Here is a 17,453-nt window from a genome sequence, read left to right on the forward strand (position 1 = left end):
CGGTCAGACCGCGACGGGGCGCACTTCTGTGACTTCGGGGATATAATGGCGCAGCAGGTTCTCGATCCCCATCTTCAGCGTCAGCGTGGACGACGGGCAACCCGCGCAGGCACCTTGCATATGCAGGTAGACAACGCCTCGATCAAAGCCGTGGAAAGTGATGTCGCCACCATCCTGGGCCACGGCAGGCCGTACACGGCTGTCCAGCAACTCTTTGATCTGACCGACGATTTCGGAATCTTCGCCGCTGTGTTCGGCATGGCCGGAGGACGCCTGCACATCACCGGCCATCACCGGCTGACCGGATTGGAAATGTTCCATGATCGCACCCAGCAGGGCTGGTTTCACATGGTCCCATTCGGTGTCGTCACCCTTTGTCACGGTGATAAAATCGGTGCCGAAGAACACGCCTGTGACGCCGTTCACCGCAAAGATCCGCTGTGCCAGAGGCGAGGCAGAGGCACCATCCGCGTTCGGAAAATCAGCTGTTCCGACCTCAAGCACTGTCTGGCCGGGCAGAAATTTCAACGTTGCGGGGTTCGGGGTGGATTCGGTCTGAATGAACATGGGACATGCACCTTTTTATGGCTTGTCTTGGATATGCGCCCGGCATCGCCCGGAGTCAAGGTTTGGAACGATTCTAAACCTGTTTCTGCGTTTCTGAACGGAGTTGGACTGGGCGGGCGGTGGAGCGAGGGGCCAGCCCCTCGCGCTCCCCGGAGTATTTTTGCCAAGAAGAAGGGGAGGGTTGATCAGGTGATCGCTTCGAGCCGTTCCTTGGACAAATCGCCCGGCACGATGGTGATTGGAATCGGCAGGGTGCCGGAGTTTCGGGTCAGTTGTGTGACGAGCGGACCGGGGCCTTTGTTTCCGCTGCCGGCCCCTAGCACCAGGACGCCGATTTCAGGATCTTCGCTGATCTGCGCCATGATTTCGGTGACTGGCTCGCCTTCGCGAATCACCAGTTCCGGGTCGACATTCTGCTTGTCGCGCATCCATTTCGCAAAAACCTCGAAATGCGCCTCGATGCGTTCGCGAGCCTCCTCACGCATGATGTCGCCGACGCCGATCCAGTGATTGAATTCATCCGGCGGGATCACCGACAGCACCGCGACGCCGCCGCCGGAATTGGAGGCGCGCATCGCGGCGAAACGCAGGGCATTCAGGCATTCGCGACTGTCATCAAGGACGACGAGGAACTTGCGCATTTGTGGACTCCTGTGGTGCCGATCATGGCGGTTTCTGGAGGCATGTGCAATTCTTCGATTGCGGTGTTTTAGGCGCTGGGTGGCGATCTGTTGCAGGGTTGTGGTGGTCTATTCCTGGTTCAAGGCGGCCCAGTCCCAATACAATTCGCGGACACGTCGGGTGACGGGACCGACCTGATATTGACGCGCGTCGAAGGCGGTGACCGGCGTGATCTTGTTCATGTTGCCGGACAGGAAGACCTCGTCGGCGTCGTTGAAATCATCGAAGCTCAGCACACATTCATGCACCTTCATGCCATCGGCGCGCATATTGGCAAGGTGGCGGGCGCGCGTGATTCCCGCAAGGAAGGTGCCATTGGCAACGGGAGTGAAAACCTCGCCGTCGCGGGTCATGAAAACGTTGGATGTGGCGGTTTCGGCGACATTGCCGATCGCGTCTGCGACCAGAGCGTTGTTGAAGCCCTTGGCGCGGGCTTCGGCCAGCATGCGCGCATTGTTGGGGTAGAGGCAGCCGGCCTTGGCGTCGACCACCGCATCTTCCAGCACCGGGCGTCGAAATCGCGTGCGGGTCAGGGTGACAGAGGCTGTTTCTGGAGCCATGGGGATGGCTTCAAGGCAGATCGCAAAGCCGGTCTTGTCCGGTGTGGGGACAATGGCGGTGGCGTCGCCGTCGATGCCCCAATACATCGGGCGGATATAGACGGCTTGATCCAGCGTGTAGGCGGCGAGCCCGTCGGCGATGATTTCGAGCATCGCATCGGTGGTCACGGTGGGTTGCAGCATCATCGCCTTGGCCGAGCGGTTCACACGGGCACAATGGGCGCGCAGATCGGGGGTGCGGCCGTTCACCATCCGGGCACCGTCGAATACGCCCGAGCCAAGCCATGCACCGTGATCGGCGGCACGCATGATCATGATGTCGCCGTCATGCCACTGCCCGTTGAAATAGGTGCGGATATCCGTGCCGGTTGCCATTTTGAATGCCCTTTGCTGTCTTGACCAGAACGTATGGCGTGCGTCGGCAGAGGTCCAGAGCGGATGCTCTTCGATCAGGCAGCGATCAAAGAGCATCCGGAGACAGGCAGCGGCGCGAGGGGGTGCGACCGCAGGTTGGGACATGCGCAAACTGTCACGGCGATGTGACGTTGGTATGACAGGCGAACAAGTGTGGCGGATGGGTCGAGGCCCCGGCTCGGGGGCCGGGGCGGGGTGCGTTTACCGCAATGTTTGGCGCTGGACGGACGACAGTGCCGCAGGAGAGGCTGCGGGGCGCGTTAGCTACCGACCAGACCGACGATCTCGTAGGTCTGCTTGATGACAGGCGTTGCGATTTCCCGGGCGCGGGCGGCGCCCCGGCCAAGAATGGCGTCAATTTCGTCGGTGTGCTGCATCAGGTGTGCCATCTCCGTCGAGATCGGGGCCAGACGATCTACCGCGAGTTCGGATAGCTTCGGTTTGAAGGCCGAGAATTGTTGCCCGCCAAACTCGTGCAGCACGGCGTCCACCGTCGAATCTGACAGGGCTGCGTAAATGTTGACGAGGTTGCGCGCCTCTGGCCGCCCGTCCAGCCCCTTCGCGTCTGAGGGGAGCGCGTCGGGATCGGTCTTGGCCTTGCGGATCTTCGCCGCGATCGTGTCGGCATCGTCGGTCATGTTGATCCGGCTGGCATCGGACGGATCAGATTTCGACATTTTTTTGGACCCGTCCCGCAGAGACATGACGCGGGTCGCGGCACCCTCGATCACCGGTTCCGGCATCGGGAAGAAATCGGTGCCGTAGTCGTGGTTGAACTTGGCGGCAATGTCGCGGGTCAGCTCGACATGCTGTTTCTGGTCCTCGCCCACCGGCACATGCGTCGCGTGGTAGATCAGGATGTCGGCAGCCATCAGCGCGGGGTAGGCATACAGGCCAAGGCTGGCCTTCTCGGCATTCTTGCCGGCCTTGTCCTTGAACTGGGTCATGCGGTTCATCCAGCCAAGTCGTGCGACGCAATTGAAGATCCAGGCCAGTTGGGCATGCTCGGGCACCTGGCTTTGGTTGAACAGGATGGATTTTTCCGGATCAATGCCGCTGGCGATAAAGCCTGCGGCCAGTTCGCGCGTGGCATTGCGCAGATCCGCAGGGTCTTGCCAGACGGTGATCGCGTGCAGGTCCACCATGCAGTAGATCGATTGAACACCACGCTCCTGCGCATCGGCAAAGCGCTTTAGCGCGCCAAGGTAATTGCCTAGGTGCAATTGCCCGGAAGGCTGGATGCCCGAAAACACACGCGGCGTGAAACCCGCATTGGCGGCGGGAGGAGTTTGGACCCCCTCGGTCATGGCAATTCTCCGTCTGGATTAATTTGTCCGGCTGGCTTACCCACGGGGCCAAGTCCCGTCAAGCAAAGGTCAAAGCGATGGCACATCCCGACGATACCAGCCCCCTGAACCCGTTGCCGCCTGTCGTGGCGGCGCTGGCCTTGGTCATCATCGGCATCGAGGTGGTTTTTTCGCTGGGTGCGCGCGGGCTGATCGGCGGCGCGGATGCAGTGGGGTGGCGGCTGGCCGCGATGCAGCGTTTCGCCTTCTCGGGCGAGGTGGTGGATTGGATGATCGGCACCGGGCAATATCCGGTGCAGCATCTGATCCGCTTTGTGACCTATCCGTTTGTGCATGCCTCCTTCACACATGGATTGTTCGCGGCCGTCATGCTGCTGGCGCTTGGCAAAATGGTGGGCGAGGTGATCGGCAGCGTTCGGACTTTGGTGATTTTCGTGGTGTCAGGGATTGGTGGCGCGCTGTGCTATGCGCTGTTCCTGAATGCAGGCACACCGCTGATCGGGGCGTTTCCACCGGTCTACGGCATGATCGGGGCCTTCACCTATCTGCTTTGGCTGCGGCTGGGCATGATGGGGGCAAGCCAGATCCGCGCCTTCAACCTGATCGGCGTGTTGCTTGGCATCCAGTTGATCTTTGGCCTGCTGTTCGGCGCAAGCAACGATTGGGTGGCGGATCTGGGCGGCTTTGTCACCGGTTTCGTGCTGATCGTGTTTCTGGTGCCGGGAGGCTGGGCACGCATCCTGAGCAAATTGCGCCAGCAGGACTGACCGACCTGAAAACTGACCGGGCCTAGAACATGTCGTCCGGGAACAGCGGCATCAGACGTGCGAAGCGCTTGTTGCGTTCATAAGGATAGGGCAGCAGGAAGCCGCGCCGGTCCTCGGGGGAAATATTGGCATTTTTTTCGGCATAGCTGCGCCAGTCTGCGGCGCGAGTCGTGTCGAGCCCGTGGCCATCGCCCAACCACTTATTGGCCAGCCGCTCCCGCGTGTGGCGCACGGCCTGCGGATCGCGGAACAGCACCGAGGCTTCGGTGTCCCAGCGCAGTGAGCGCCCGTTTAGGTTTGCCGAACCGACCATGCCCACCGCGTCGTCAATCAGTAACACCTTGGAATGCACATAGATCGGCCCGGCCCCGTTGATGCGCCCATCCGCGCCCTTGGGGGCTGTTTCCGTTTTGGCGGGAGACAACATCATCAGCCGGTCGCCAAACGCCTTGCGCAACTGATCCAGTGCCGAGATTTGCAGCGATTGGGCATGGCGGGCGTTCCAGCTTCTATCGCCGTCAAACAGGATGCGGTCCGGCTCTGTCGGCATGACAATGATCAATTGCAGGTCGTCACGGGCGGTCCCGGCAGATGCCAGTGCCTTGGCGATCGGGGCATGGCGGAAAAATTGCGTCTCGATATAAACGTAATCGCGCGCATCCTCGAAAAGCTGAACCAGCGTTTCTTCGTGTTCGGTCACATTGGGCAACGGACCCAGCACTGTCGGCCCCTGACAGGGCCGCGACAGGGTGCGCACCAGCCGGATATTGTCGCTGGAGGCCGGTTCCTTGGCCTCTTCGGGGGCTTCTTCGCCCAGAAGAACCGGCGCGCCGCAGGCCAGCGCCTCGTTCCAGGTGTCGGTAAAGTGCGCGCGCAGGATGGTGCAGAACGGTCCTGTGATGCGCATGCTGACGTCGTGCCAAGTCTCATCGGACGGAAGATCGTGCGATTTGTCATCCCACCGGCGTTCATTGACGTCCAGCCCGCCGATCACCGCGCGGGCGCTGTCGGCGACCGCGAATTTCTGGTGGATCGTGACAGGCCGCAAATGCGGTGTGGCGGCCAGGATTGCCTGCTCCACCGGGGTGAGGTCCTCGGCCGGGCGCTCGCGCCATTCGCGCAGCTTGGCAGCGATGCCGCGCCGCATCAAAAGGTGCCAAAGCTTGCCTGCCATCTGGCCATGTGGGGCACAGGTCAGATGCACATCGCCTTTCAGGCGCTTTTCCAGCAACCGGGCGGCCTGCCATGCCTGTTCATGCAGATCGTCGGTGAATATCGGGTCGAAATCCGACAGCACGATGCGCAGAGCGACCCCGTTGCTCGCTAGATGTTCGAGAATATCGCCCCAAGTGTTCAGGCCCAGCTTTTTGGCCTCGGGGCTGCGGGTGCGGGTTTCGGGATCGAAGATCCGAAACGACATGACATATTCCTGCTCTGCGGACAGGGCCAACCGCTCCAGCGCCGGAAATCCTTCGGCGGCGGTGATCAGCGGTGTGATTTCTGCCATGATGTCTCCTTATCTGCGGCGCCGCAGCGCGAGTTTGAATTCCGAAAGACGGAACGCACCAAGTGCCTGTCCGGTTGCAAAATAGCTGACGATGCCCACACAAATCAGCGCGATCAGGGCGATGTAGCGCAGGCCAGGCATGCCCAGAAACGGCCCGATGACCAGCATTGCTGCCCAAAGTATGACACCCATGACGACAGCGGCCAGACAAATCCGCCAGATCCGGCGGCGGAAACGCGCGTCGAACCGGGCGACATCGCCCATGCGCCGCCCGCCGCGCGCCAGCAGGAAGACGATGACCCAGCCCGCAACCGTCGTGGCAATCGCCGGAGCGATCCAACCGATGACTTGTGCAAGGCCGATTGCCAGCACTGCGTTCACGGCCATTGCCCAGACCGCGTAGCGAAAGGGCGAACGCGTATCTTCGCGTGCGAAGAACAGCGGTTGCAGCAGCTTTTGCAATACGAAAGCCGGCAGGCCCAGCCCGTAGATCGCCACGGCAATCGCCATGGCGGCGGCGTCGTCTGCACTTGTGGCTCCGCGTTGAAACAGCACCGAGACCAGCGGCAGGGGGATCACCACCAGTGCCACCGAGGCCGGGATGGTCAGCGCCATGCTGATCTCACCAGCGCGCGAGAACGCCTCGCGCGCGCCGGTGTCATCTTCGGCTTTCAGGCGGCGGGACAGGTCCGGCAGCAGCACGATACCCACCGCGATACCGACCACGCCCAACGGCAGTTGATACAGACGGTCAGCGGCATAAAGCCAGCCCACGGCCTTTTCGAAATGGCTTGCGACCTGCTGCCCGACCAGAAGGTTGATCTGCATCACACCACTGGCAAGCGCGGCGGGCACGGCTACCACGATGAGGCGCCGCATATCGGGTGTGAAACGGGGGCGGGCGACACGCAGGCGCACGCCCGCGCGCTCGGCCGCGATCCAGACCAGCACCAGTTGCGCCACACCGGCCAGCGGCACTGTCCAGATCAGCGCCATGACCACATCGCCGCCCATAAACGCGGCCCATCCCATTGCGGCGATAACGAAGATATTCAGCAAGACGGGCGCCGCAGCGGCGGCCGCAAAATGCCCGGTGGCGTTCAACGCGCCGGAAAACAGCGCCGCCAGCGAGATGAACAGGATATAGGGAAACACCACACGCCCGAAGCCAACGGTCAGATCGAACCGCGCGCTGCCCTCGAACCCGCCCGCCGTGGCCCAGACCAGCGCGGGCATGAAGATCATCGCCAGTGCGGTCAGCGCCAGCAGCACCAGAGCAAGGCCGTTCATCGCGTCGCGGGCAAAGCCCAACGGATCCTCGCCAGCCTCGTATTTTTTCGAAAACATCGGCACGAAAGCCGCGTTGAAGGCACCTTCGGCGAAAAAGCGGCGGAACATGTTGGGCAGGCGGAAGGCGGCGACGAAGGCGTCCATTACCGGGCCGGGGCCGATCAGGCCAAGGATCAGCACCTCGCGCACCACGCCCAGAATGCGGCTCATCAAGGTCCAGAAGCCAACGGTCAGGACACCGGACATCAGGCGGATGGGTTTCATGACATCAGGCGGATGGGTTTCATGTTTGCGGTGCCTTTTTGCGTCCGGTCAGCTTGGCGGTGGCTTATATCATCGGCAAGAGCGGCGGAAGAGGGCGCGGCGGGACCGGTTCAGGATCGCGCCCGCGCCGATCCGGCAGCAATGGCCTCGCGCAGCTTTTTCTCCAAGGATTTCTGCTTGGAAGTGGACCGAAATTTCAGCCCGAACATATCCTTGACGTAAAAACTGTCCACCACCTGTTCGCCATAGGTCGCGATCACTGCCGAGGCGATATAGATATTCTGGTTCGCCAGCGTGCGCGTCAGGTCATACAGAAGGCCCGGACGGTCGCGGGTGTCCACCTCGATGATGGTGTAGATTTCCGAGCCATCATTGTCGAAGGTGATCGAGGTCGGCACCCGGAAAGCACGTTCGCGCTTTTTCATCTTGTCACGGTCTTTGATCGCGTCCTGCGGCACCACTTCGCCCAGCAACGTTTGGTGAATGGTCTTGAGCAGACGGGGCAGGCGCGCTTCCTCGAAAGGATGGCCATCGGCATCCTGTATCCAGAACACCGCCGTGGCATAGCCATCCTTCGACGTGTAGGTGCGTGCGTCCACGACATTGGCACCAACCAGCGCCAGAGCGCCGGCAAGGCGGCTGAAAATGCCGGGATGATCGACCAGCGCGAAACAGACGCGGGTGGCGTCGCGGTCAATATCGGGATGCAGGTCGATGCGGATCTCGTCGTCGTCGATGTCTTTCAGAAGCTTCGCAAAAATCACATGGGCGGTGAGGTGCAGACCTTGCCAATAGGGCGGATAATGCCGAGTGGTTTCGATGCGCAAATCCTTGCTGTTCCAATCATGGAGCGCGTCGCGCAGCGCCTTCTTGGCCTCGACCCCGCGATTTTCGCGGTTGAGGATCTCCAGCCCATCCTCCAGCGCCCGGCGGGTCTGCCGGTAGAGCGCGCGCAACAATGCGGCTTTCCAGTTGTTCCAGGTGTTCGGACCGACCCCGCGAATGTCGCAGACGGTCAGCACGCAAAGCAGATCCAGCCGCTCGCGTGTCTGAACGGCCTTGGCAAAATCGCGCACGGTGCGCGGATCGGCGATGTCGCGTTTCTGCGCCATGTCCGACATCAGCAGATGATAGCGCACCAGCCATTCAACCGTGGCGCATTCGGCCTTTTTCAACCCCAGCCGTGGCGCGACCTTGCGGGCGATCTTGGCACCCAGAACGGCGTGATCCTCGTCCCGGCCCTTGCCGATGTCATGCAGCAGCAGCGCCACATACAGCACTTTGCGGTTGATGCCCTCCTTCAGGATCGAGGATGCCACCGGCAGTTCCTCAATCAGGTTTTCATGCTCGATCTCGGACAGGTTCCAGATGCACTGGATCGTGTGTTCGTCCACCGTGTAATGGTGGTACATGTTGAACTGCATCATCGCGACGATCGTTTCGAATTCCGGGATGAACGCTCCAAGAAAACCCAGCTCGTTCATCCGGCGCAACGCGCGGTCGGGATTGCCGTGTTTAAGCAGCAGATCAAGAAAGATGCGGCGCGCTTCCTTGTCGTTGCGCATCTCGTCGTCGATCAGATGCAGGTTGGCCGCGACGAGCCGCATCGCATCCGGATGGATCAACAGACCTGTGCGCAGCGCTTCTTCGAACAGCCGCAGCATGTTCAGCTTGTCGGACAGAAACGCCGCGTCATCGACCAGCGCCAGCCGGTTGTTCACGACGGTATAGGCTTTCTTGACGCGCGGCGGGCGGTTGAAGATCCGCATCAGCAGCGGTGCGCTTTTGGTGTGGTCCGCCTCCAGCGATGTCAGGAAGATCCGCGTCATGTCGCCAACAGTGGTGGCGTGGCGAAAATAGGTTTGCATGAACCATTCCACAGCGCGTCGCCCGCCCTTGTCGGTATAGCCCATCGCCTCGGCCACCTCGACCTGCATGTCGAAGGTCAGTTGCTCCATCGGGCGACCTGCAATCAGATGCAGGTGACAGCGCACCCCCCACAGGAAGCGTTCGGCGACGATGAAACTATGGTATTCCTCGGGGCGGAATACGCCCTTGCCGATCAGTTCTTCGGTGGTGTCGACCCGGTGGACGTATTTGGCGATCCAATACAGCGACTGGATGTCCCGCAGCCCGCCCTTGCCCTCTTTGACGTTGGGTTCGACCATGTAACGCTGGCCGCCCTGCTTTTCGTGCCGCGCGTCACGTTCGGCAAGTTTGGCTTCGACGAACTCGCGGGCGGTGCCTTTGAACAGCTCGTCCCAAAGACGCGCGTCCAACTCGTCCGCGAGGGCCGCGTTGCCACACAGAAAACGGTGTTCCAGCATGGCGGTGCGGATGGTGAAATCTTCGGCCCCCAGACGCAGGCAATCCTCGACCGTGCGGCTGGAATGCCCCACCTTCATGCGCAGGTCCCACAGGATGTACAGCATCGCCTCGATGACGCTTTCGGCCCAAGGGGTGATCTTGTAGGGCGTCAGAAACAGCAGATCGACATCGGAATGCGGTGCCATCTCTCCGCGACCGTAGCCGCCAACTGCCATGACGGCGATCCGTTCGCCTTCGGTCGGGTTGGGGTTGGGGTAAAGCCGTTCTGTCGCGACCGTCCAGATTTCACGGATCAGGCAATCGGTCAGCCAAGTGTAAGAGCGGGTGGTGGGACGTCCCTTGAACGGATCGGCCCGAAACGCCTCGGCGATCACGGCACGACCGCGCTTTTGGGTCTCGGCCAGAACCTTGACCAGGGCGGGACGCGCCGGTTGGCCAGCCTCGACCCCGTCCAGAGCTGCGCTCAGCTCAGCGCGCAGCATATCCGGATCACAGATCTCGGATGCCGGACAAATCAGGTTTGCCGGCATCCCGTTGTTTGTCTGGGTTATCTGTTCAGAATCCGGCGCCGCCGAAGCTTCTTGGGGCAGGGTCAAGGATCACCACCTGGTTGTTGCGCACCGTCGCGACGGCGAGCCCGCGTTCGTTGGTGCCATCCGCTTTCAGGCGGAATACACCGGACGTCCCCTGGAAGCCAGCCGATTGCGTCAGCGCACCACGGGTCAGGGCATTGCTTTTGCCACGCGATGCAAGCGCGCCGATGGCCGCGATGCCATCATAGGCCAGACCCCCCAACTGGTGCGGGGCAGATCCGAACGCGCCGGCGTAGCGACCTTCGAATGCCGCCACCGTCTGTTGATTGGGCAATGCGAACCAGCCGCCCTGCGCCCCGCGCAGTTGCAGCGTTTGCGCGGGCACATCCCAGCGCGAAAGACCCAGATACTGGGTGCTGGCTGTCGCGACTCCGGCCTCGGGCAGCAATTGCAGCAGAAGCGGCAGGGCACCAGCGGGCGTCGAGGTCAGGAAGACCGAATCGGCGCCTGTCGAATTGACTGTTCCCGCAATACGCGGCGCGGCGGCGGCCACGGCTTGTTGCGAGAAAGGAAAGCTCTCGACCGCAGCAACATTCACCCCGTTGCGAGACGCGGCCCTTTGGATGGCATTGCGCCCGAATGTGCCTTCGGTATTGTCAGGATGCACGATGACGACACTGCGTTTGCCTTGCCGCGCTGCAAACCCCATCAACCGGTTCGCATTGTCGTCGAAAGTTGGACCCAGGATGAACAGGTTGCCCCCGGCGATCGAGCTGTTGTTGGAGAAGGCCAGCACGTTGATGCCTTCATCCGCCACCGCGTTGCTTGCGGCCACGGCATTGTCGGCAAAAAGCGGTCCGAGGATGATTTTCGCACCCTCGTCGGCGGCGCGTTGCGCAAGTGCTGCGCTTTGTGCCTGATCGCCTGCCGTGTCATAGACCCGCAGGTCAATCCGAACGCCGTTCAGGTCCGCGATGGCGAGTCGCGCCGCGTTTTCCAGGCTGCGCCCCACTGCGCCCGCGCTGGAATGGCTTTTGGGGACCAGCAGCGCGACCGGGATCGGTGCCTTGGGATCGATTTTCTGACCGCCACCGCCCGACATGGAAACGCCACCTTCGGGAAGGCAGCCGGCAAGCGCGATGACAGATGCCAGTGCGGCAATTTTTGCCAGCGCCTTGCGGATAGGGGTGAAAACGGCAAACATGAAATGGTGACTCCCTCGATGATGCGGGTTTCCGATCCGGGCCCGCGTTTGTACATAACAGATCATAAACGTCCCGAAGAGAGGGTCCAGCGATGAATCCCGGTGAGCAGAAATTGGCGGGTGGCCTTTACTTCGTCGCCACGCCGATCGGCAATGCGCGCGACATCACCCTGCGCGCTCTTGACGTGCTGGCAACAGCCGATGTGCTGGCCGCAGAAGACACCCGCAGCCTGCGCAAATTGATGGAGATTCACGGCGTCAGCCTGGGGGAGCGGCCTTTGCTGGCCTATCACGACCACAACGGCGGCAAGATGCGGCCACGAATCATGGCGGAAATAGCGGCAGGAAAATCCGTGGCCTACGCGTCCGAGGCAGGAACACCACTGATTTCAGATCCGGGTTTCGATCTGTCGCGGGCAGCGGCCGAGGAAGGCTTGCCGGTGCATTCCCTGCCCGGCGCGTCGGCGGTTCTGGCGGCGCTGACGATGGCCGGGTTGCCCACAGACCGGTTCCTGTTTGCAGGATTTTTGCCCAATGCGCGGGGGCAGCGGAAATCCGCACTCAAGGCCCTGGCGGGGGTGCAGGCGACGCTGGTATTCTACGAATCGCCCAAGCGCACCGCCGCGATGCTGGCCGACGCGGCAGAGATGCTGGGTGCCGACCGTCCCGCCGCGATGTGCCGAGAATTGACCAAGCGGTTCGAGGAATGCAGGCGCGGCACGCTTGCGGAACTGGCCGCCAACATCGCCGCCGGTCCGATCAAGGGCGAGGTCGTGGTCGTGATCGGACGTGGCGAGATCAAGGCCGTTAGCGAATCGGTAATGACCGAGATGCTAGAAGACGCGCTGAAGCGGATGTCGGTGCGCGATGCTGCGGATATCGTCGCCGAGGGCACGGGCGCCCCCCGGCGGCAAGTCTACCAGATGGCGCTGAAGCTGGGGCAGGGTGATGAACCGGAGGATGACGGGTGAGGTTTCATACCTTGCCGGAGAAGCCGCAGAAAAATCGGTCGCGCGCGACTATGAACGGCGCGGCTACCGCGTTGCCCGGGCTCGCTGGCGCGCCGCTGGTGGCGAAATTGACCTGATCCTTGAGCGTGACGGGATGGTCGTTTTCGTCGAGGTCAAGAAAAGCCGCAGTTTCACGCGCGCGGCCATGCGGATCAGCGCGGCGCAGCAGCAGCGCATCTTTGATGCTGCCGAAACATATCTTGCCTCCTGCCCGAACGGCGCGATGACCGACTGTCGTGTGGACGCGGCATTGGTGGATGCCTTTGGCCGGATAGAGGTGATCGAGAATGCCTTCGGCCCCTGACGTCAATCGCACGACCATTGCCTAACCCCGCGCCTTGCGGCATGTAGTTCCCAAATCCGCAAGCGAAGGGGCAAGCATGAAGATCGCGTTTCAGATGGATCCCATCGAGCAGGTCAATATCGAGGCAGACAGCACCTTCCGGCTTGCCGAAGAGGCTCAGGCGCGCGGGCACGAGCTGTTTTACTACCTGCCCGACCAGTTGGCCTATCAGGAGGGGCGCATCACCGCCCGCGGGCAATCGCTGCAAGTTCAGCGCAAACAGGGTGCCCATGCCACGCTGGGCGAGATGCAGGAAGTCGATCTGTCGGATTTCGATGTCGTCTGGCTGCGGCAAGACCCGCCGTTCGACATGCATTACATCACGCTGACGCACCTGCTGGACCGGATTCATCCCGGCACGCTGGTGGTCAATGATCCGTTCTGGGTGCGCAACTATCCCGAAAAACTGCTCGTGCTGGATTTTCCGGACCTGACGCCGCCAACGACGGTTGCCCGCGACCTTGCCACGATCAAGGCGTTCAAGGCCAAGCACGGCGACGTCATCCTCAAGCCGCTTTACGGCAATGGGGGCGCGGGCGTGTTCCGGCTGGATGCCAATGACCGCAATCTGTCGTCGTTGCACGAGCTGTTCACCGGGTTCAGCCGTGAGCCTCTGATTGTGCAGAAATTTCTGCCCGATGTGTCCAAGGGCGACAAGCGCGTGATCCTTGTGGATGGCGAACCCGTCGGTGCGATCAACCGCGTACCTGCCAAAGGCGAGACCCGTTCCAATATGCATGTCGGCGGGCGGCCTGAAAAAGTGTCCCTGACAGAGCGTGATCTGGAAATCTGCGCGCGGATCGGGCCGACCCTGCGTGAAAAAGGGCAGATCTTTGTCGGCATAGACGTGATCGGCGAGTGGCTGACCGAGATCAACGTGACCTCGCCCACTGGCATTCAGGAGCTTGAGAGGTTCGATGGCGTCAATATCGCGGCCAAGATCTGGGAGGCCATCGAGGCGCGCCGCGCATGAGCCTGCGCAGTGCCCTGCTCAATCACTGGCTGCGTTTGACTGAAAAACGGCATCTTGCCCGCGCGAAAACACCAGAGGCCCTGCGCGTCAGCTTTGAGCGTAAGGCGCGACTCTTCTTCCGTGCGCCAAAGGGCAGCGCCTTCCAGCGCGGCTCTGTTGCCGAGGTGCCGGTGCTGTGGGTTTCGGCGCCGGAGGCGGATGACGATCTACTGATCCTTTACTTCCACGGCGGCGGCTATGTCTTCGGTTCGCCGCGCACGCATCGCGCGATGCTGGCCTGGATCTCGTCAATGTGCAGCGCCTGGACCTGTTTGCCCGAGTATCGGTTGGCACCGGAACACGCGTTCCCCGCCCCGGTCGAGGATGCGGTCGCCATCTATACCGACCTGCTTGGCGGCGGCACGCTGCCGGACCGTATCATCCTTGGGGGTGACAGTGCCGGCGGTGGTTTGGCGCTGGCGCTTCTGGCCGAGATTTGCCGTCAGGATCTGCCACGGCCAGCGGGATGCTTTGCCTTTTCACCGCTGACCGATCTGCGCTACGCTGGCGCGTCTGTTCGCGAAAATGCCGATAGCGATGTCGTCCTGCCCGCCGAGCGTGTGGACGAAATGGCCGACATGTATCTGCAAGGCGCTGATCCGGACGATCCGCGCGCCTCGCCGCTGCATGGCGACTTCACGGGGGCTTGTCCGGTCTGGCTGACCGCAAGCGATACCGAGATTCTGCTGGATGATACCCGGCGCATGGCCGAGGTCTTGCGCGCACAGGGCGTGGAGGTGGAGATGTTGATCGAGCGCGACCTGCCGCATGTCTGGCCCCTGTTTCGCGGGTTGATCCCCGAAGCGGATGCCACGTTGCGGACGCTGGCCAAATGGATCACGCGTCTCGCGCGACCGTCAGCCGGTAACTGATCGCCTCGGCGACATGCGGGCGGCGCACATCGGTTGAGCCGTCCAGATCGGCGATCGTGCGGGCCACGCGCATCACCCGGTGATAGCCACGCGCGGACAGCCCCATGCGGTCGGCGGCGCGGCCCAGCAGCTCTTTACCTTCCGCATCGGGGCGGGCGATGTCTTCCAGAACCTCGCCTGAAGCGTCGGCATTGGTGCGCATGCCGTCATGGCCGTCGAACCGCGACGATTGCACGTCGCGCGCCATAGAAACCCGCGCCGCAACCTCGGCAGAGCTGTCGCCGGACGGTGGCAGGTCCAGATCGGTGAAGCCAACGGGCGGTACTTCGATCCGCAGGTCGAACCTGTCCATCAGCGGGCCGGAAATGCGGCCCATGTAATCCTCGCCGCAGGATGGCGCGCGCGCACAGGACCGGTCCGGTTCGCTGAGATAGCCGCAGCGACAGGGATTGGCCGCCGCAATCAGCATGAACCGGCAGGGATAGCGGAAATGGGCGTTGGCGCGCGAAATCATCACCTCGCCCGATTCGATGGGCTGGCGCAGCGTTTCCAGCACGTTGCGCGGAAATTCCGGGAACTCGTCCATGAACAGCACGCCGTTATGCGCCAGGCTGATCTCGCCGGGTTTGGCGCTGCGACCGCCGCCGACAATCGCCGCCATAGAGGCGGTGTGATGGGGTTCCCGAAACGGTCGGTGCCGCGAAATCCCGCCTTCGTCCAGCAACCCGGCCAGCGAGTGGATCATCGACGTCTCCAACGCCTCGGCCGCGCTGAGCGGCGGCAGAATGCCGGGCAGGCGGCTGGCCAGCATCGATTTTCCGGAACCGGGCGAGCCGACGAACATCAGATGGTGACGCCCTGCGGCGGCGATTTCCAGCGCCCGTTTTGCACGTTCCTGTCCGCGCACGTCCCGTAGGTCCCGACCCGAAGGTGCGGGCTGGACTTCGCCGGGTTCGGATGGCGGCAAGGGCGACTGCCCGGTGAAATGCCGCACCACGTCTGACAGCGAGTTGGCACCAATGACCTGACAACTGCCAACCCAGGCGGCCTCTGCCCCCGAGGCGCGCGGGCACAAAAGCGCGCGGTCATCCTCTGCGGCGGCCATCGCAGCGGGAAGGGCACCCAGCACCGGCACCAGCGTGCCGTCCAGCGACAATTCCCCCAGCGACACGATCCCGGCCACGGCATCATGCGGGATGATCTCCAGCGCGGCCAGCAGCCCCAAAGCGATCGGCAAATCGAAATGCGAGCCTTCCTTTGGCAGGTCGGCGGGCGACAGGTTGATGGTGATGCGCTTGGAGGGCAGGGCAATTGCCATCGACGCCAGCGCCGTGCGCACCCGGTCGCGCGCCTCTGACACGGCCTTGTCGGGCAGACCAACGATGGAAAACGCGGGCAGGCCCGGTGTCACCGCGCATTGCACCTCGACGGTGCGCGCCTCCACCCCTTCGAAGGCGACTGTGTAGGCGTGTGAGACCATTCTGTCCTGTTCCGGCAAGATTTGGTTAACGCTATGCCGGGGCGGGTTTCAGAATGGTTAACGGCGGGCAGCCATGTCAGAATACGATGCACTTTTGGCTGGTGTCCTGCGTTGAATAGCTGTTTTACGGCTGGCTGGCGCGGCGTTCTGGTCGATAATCGTGCCGCTACCCCGCGCTACGGCTGGGTCGGATGGGGCCACCAAAAGGTGCGCAGTGTCATCATCGGTCCGGATAAAACTCTTCTGGCACGGTTAGTTTTTCCTCAACGAGGGAACCGTACGCAACTTTCTTGCGTTTGTCTCTCTGAGATGGTGCCTCGCGCACCCAGTCTATGAACAGTGATCTGTTTTCGATGTGAAGCCGTATCAATATTATTATTCGGTTGATCCAGAAACCCATCACTGGGGAGCGCATGATGGCACTAGACGCATTCAACGACCGCACCTTGACCCGCCGCGCCATGAAGGCAGAGCTGCTGGACGCAGAGACAGAGCTGGCTTTGGCCTATGCTTGGCGCGACAACAGGGACGAGCGTGCCTTACACCGTTTGATCACCGCCTATATGCGCTTGGCGATTTCGATGGCATCGAAGTTCAAACGCTATGGCGCGCCGATGAACGACCTGATCCAAGAGGCCGGGCTGGGCTTGATGAAAGCTGCTGACAAATTCGACCCGGATCGCGGTGTGCGGTTTTCGACCTACGCGGTCTGGTGGATCAAGGCGAGCATTCAGGATTATGTGATGCGCAACTGGTCGATGGTGCGCACCGGATCCACGTCCAGCCAGAAATCGCTGTTTTTCAACATGCGCCGGGTGCAGGCACGACTGGAGCGGGAAGCGGCCGCCGAGGGGCGCAAATTGCCGCGCCATGAACTGCGTCAGATGATCTCGACCGAGGTCGGCGTGCCGTTGCATGATGTGGAGATGATGGAAGGCCGCCTGTCGGGGTCGGATTTTTCGCTGAATGCAACGCAGTCTGTCGATGAGGATGGCCGCGAATGGATTGATGCGCTGGAGGATGACGGCGCACAGGCGGCCGAGATCGTCGAGAACTCGTTAGATAACGCGCAGCTGCGTGAATGGCTGATGCATGCGCTGGAGAACCTCAACGAGCGCGAACGCTTTATCGTGCGCGAACGAAAGATGCGCGACAGCCCGCGAACGCTTGAAAGCCTTGGGACAGAGATGGGGCTGTCAAAAGAACGTGTTCGCCAGCTTGAGGCTGCGGCGTTTCTGAAAATGCGCAAGAACCTCGAATCGCAATCTGAGGAAGTGTTTGAATTTCTTGGATGACGTGCGGGTTGTCTTCTTC

15 protein-coding genes are annotated in these 17,453 nt (G+C 61.9%); 6 read left to right on the forward strand and 9 right to left on the reverse strand.

Annotated features, from left to right (window positions below; all coding sequences use genetic code 11):
- Positions 1–3: 3 nt before the first annotated feature.
- The 4 genes from ACN0WV_RS05495 to trpS form a co-directional block, all read right to left on the reverse strand.
- Positions 4–567, reverse strand: a complete 564-nt coding sequence (locus ACN0WV_RS05495; protein ID WP_084351674.1) for a NifU family protein — start codon at positions 565–567, stop codon at positions 4–6.
- Between the two features lie 185 nt (positions 568–752).
- Positions 753–1,208, reverse strand: a complete 456-nt coding sequence (locus ACN0WV_RS05500; protein ID WP_084351676.1) for a universal stress protein — start codon at positions 1,206–1,208, stop codon at positions 753–755.
- Between the two features lie 108 nt (positions 1,209–1,316).
- Positions 1,317–2,183, reverse strand: coding sequence for a branched-chain amino acid aminotransferase (locus ACN0WV_RS05505; RefSeq protein WP_417604406.1), 867 nt, complete (start codon positions 2,181–2,183; stop codon positions 1,317–1,319).
- 299 nt (positions 2,184–2,482) lie between these two features.
- Complete coding sequence (gene trpS, locus ACN0WV_RS05510) at positions 2,483–3,529, reverse strand: tryptophan--tRNA ligase (RefSeq protein WP_417604207.1); 1,047 nt, start codon at positions 3,527–3,529, stop codon at positions 2,483–2,485.
- A 77-nt stretch (positions 3,530–3,606) separates the two neighbouring features.
- Between trpS and ACN0WV_RS05515 the strand changes: the two genes are divergently transcribed.
- Positions 3,607–4,296 carry a rhomboid family intramembrane serine protease gene (locus ACN0WV_RS05515; RefSeq protein ID WP_084351682.1) on the forward strand — a complete coding sequence of 230 codons (690 nt, stop codon included), beginning with the start codon at positions 3,607–3,609 and terminating at the stop codon, positions 4,294–4,296.
- Between the two features lie 22 nt (positions 4,297–4,318).
- Here the strand turns inward: ACN0WV_RS05515 and ACN0WV_RS05520 are convergent, their stop codons facing one another.
- The 4 genes from ACN0WV_RS05520 to ACN0WV_RS05535 all read right to left on the reverse strand — a co-directional run bounded on the left by ACN0WV_RS05520 (position 4,319) and on the right by ACN0WV_RS05535 (position 11,422).
- Positions 4,319–5,803, reverse strand: coding sequence for a phospholipase D family protein (locus ACN0WV_RS05520; RefSeq protein WP_417604208.1), 1,485 nt, complete (start codon positions 5,801–5,803; stop codon positions 4,319–4,321).
- Positions 5,804–5,812: 9 nt separating this feature from the next.
- Positions 5,813–7,357, reverse strand: coding sequence for a murein biosynthesis integral membrane protein MurJ (gene murJ, locus ACN0WV_RS05525; protein WP_417604209.1), 1,545 nt, complete (start codon positions 7,355–7,357; stop codon positions 5,813–5,815).
- 110 nt (positions 7,358–7,467) lie between these two features.
- Entirely contained in the window at positions 7,468–10,281 is a 2,814-nt protein-coding gene (locus tag ACN0WV_RS05530; protein WP_417604210.1) for a [protein-PII] uridylyltransferase, read from the reverse strand.
- Entirely contained in the window at positions 10,241–11,422 is a 1,182-nt protein-coding gene (locus tag ACN0WV_RS05535) for a penicillin-binding protein activator (protein ID WP_417604212.1), read from the reverse strand. The genes ACN0WV_RS05530 and ACN0WV_RS05535 overlap by 41 nt, the downstream gene beginning before the upstream one ends.
- Before the next feature lie 92 nt (positions 11,423–11,514).
- Between ACN0WV_RS05535 and rsmI the strand changes: the two genes are divergently transcribed.
- The 4 genes from rsmI to ACN0WV_RS05555 all read left to right on the forward strand — a co-directional run bounded on the left by rsmI (position 11,515) and on the right by ACN0WV_RS05555 (position 14,659).
- Entirely contained in the window at positions 11,515–12,393 is an 879-nt protein-coding gene (gene rsmI / locus ACN0WV_RS05540; protein ID WP_417604214.1) for a 16S rRNA (cytidine(1402)-2'-O)-methyltransferase, read from the forward strand.
- Positions 12,383–12,736, forward strand: a complete 354-nt coding sequence (locus ACN0WV_RS05545) for a YraN family protein (protein WP_417604215.1) — start codon at positions 12,383–12,385, stop codon at positions 12,734–12,736. The genes rsmI and ACN0WV_RS05545 overlap by 11 nt, the downstream gene beginning before the upstream one ends.
- 76 nt (positions 12,737–12,812) lie before the next feature.
- Positions 12,813–13,748: a glutathione synthase gene (gshB, locus tag ACN0WV_RS05550; RefSeq protein WP_417604216.1), complete on the forward strand. Its 936-nt coding sequence runs from the start codon at positions 12,813–12,815 to the stop codon at positions 13,746–13,748.
- Positions 13,745–14,659: an alpha/beta hydrolase gene (locus tag ACN0WV_RS05555; RefSeq protein WP_417604218.1), complete on the forward strand. Its 915-nt coding sequence runs from the start codon at positions 13,745–13,747 to the stop codon at positions 14,657–14,659. Before gshB ends, ACN0WV_RS05555 begins: the two co-directional genes overlap by 4 nt.
- On the opposite strand, the gene ACN0WV_RS05560 is transcribed toward ACN0WV_RS05555, so the two are convergent.
- Entirely contained in the window at positions 14,625–16,139 is a 1,515-nt protein-coding gene (locus ACN0WV_RS05560) for a YifB family Mg chelatase-like AAA ATPase (RefSeq protein WP_417604220.1), read from the reverse strand. The two genes, ACN0WV_RS05555 and ACN0WV_RS05560, sit on opposite strands and share 35 nt — an antisense overlap.
- Before the next feature lie 416 nt (positions 16,140–16,555).
- Here ACN0WV_RS05560 and ACN0WV_RS05565 point away from each other — a divergent pair, with 416 nt between their 5' ends.
- The gene (locus ACN0WV_RS05565; RefSeq protein ID WP_084352213.1) at positions 16,556–17,434 is read left to right on the forward strand and encodes an RNA polymerase factor sigma-32; all 879 of its coding nucleotides are present in this window, start codon (positions 16,556–16,558) and stop codon (positions 17,432–17,434) included.
- Positions 17,435–17,453: the final 19 nt, after the last annotated feature.

The organism is Primorskyibacter flagellatus (genome assembly GCF_048268605.1).
Classification (GTDB): domain Bacteria; phylum Pseudomonadota; class Alphaproteobacteria; order Rhodobacterales; family Rhodobacteraceae; genus Primorskyibacter; species Primorskyibacter flagellatus.

Coding starts and splice junctions, on each gene's coding strand:
- ACN0WV_RS05495 (WP_084351674.1), bottom strand. CDS start 567: ATGTTCATTCAGACCGAATCCACCCCGAACCCCGCAACGTTGAAATTT.
- ACN0WV_RS05500 (WP_084351676.1), bottom strand. CDS start 1,208: ATGCGCAAGTTCCTCGTCGTCCTTGATGACAGTCGCGAATGCCTGAAT.
- ACN0WV_RS05505 (WP_417604406.1), bottom strand. CDS start 2,183: ATGGCAACCGGCACGGATATCCGCACCTATTTCAACGGGCAGTGGCAT.
- trpS (WP_417604207.1), bottom strand. CDS start 3,529: ATGACCGAGGGGGTCCAAACTCCTCCCGCCGCCAATGCGGGTTTCACG.
- ACN0WV_RS05515 (WP_084351682.1), top strand. CDS start 3,607: ATGGCACATCCCGACGATACCAGCCCCCTGAACCCGTTGCCGCCTGTC.
- ACN0WV_RS05520 (WP_417604208.1), bottom strand. CDS start 5,803: ATGGCAGAAATCACACCGCTGATCACCGCCGCCGAAGGATTTCCGGCG.
- murJ (WP_417604209.1), bottom strand. CDS start 7,357: ATGAAACCCATCCGCCTGATGTCCGGTGTCCTGACCGTTGGCTTCTGG.
- ACN0WV_RS05535 (WP_417604212.1), bottom strand. CDS start 11,422: ATGTTTGCCGTTTTCACCCCTATCCGCAAGGCGCTGGCAAAAATTGCC.
- rsmI (WP_417604214.1), top strand. CDS start 11,515: ATGAATCCCGGTGAGCAGAAATTGGCGGGTGGCCTTTACTTCGTCGCC.
- ACN0WV_RS05545 (WP_417604215.1), top strand. CDS start 12,383: ATGACGGGTGAGGTTTCATACCTTGCCGGAGAAGCCGCAGAAAAATCG.
- gshB (WP_417604216.1), top strand. CDS start 12,813: ATGAAGATCGCGTTTCAGATGGATCCCATCGAGCAGGTCAATATCGAG.
- ACN0WV_RS05555 (WP_417604218.1), top strand. CDS start 13,745: ATGAGCCTGCGCAGTGCCCTGCTCAATCACTGGCTGCGTTTGACTGAA.
- ACN0WV_RS05560 (WP_417604220.1), bottom strand. CDS start 16,139: ATGGTCTCACACGCCTACACAGTCGCCTTCGAAGGGGTGGAGGCGCGC.
- ACN0WV_RS05565 (WP_084352213.1), top strand. CDS start 16,556: ATGGCACTAGACGCATTCAACGACCGCACCTTGACCCGCCGCGCCATG.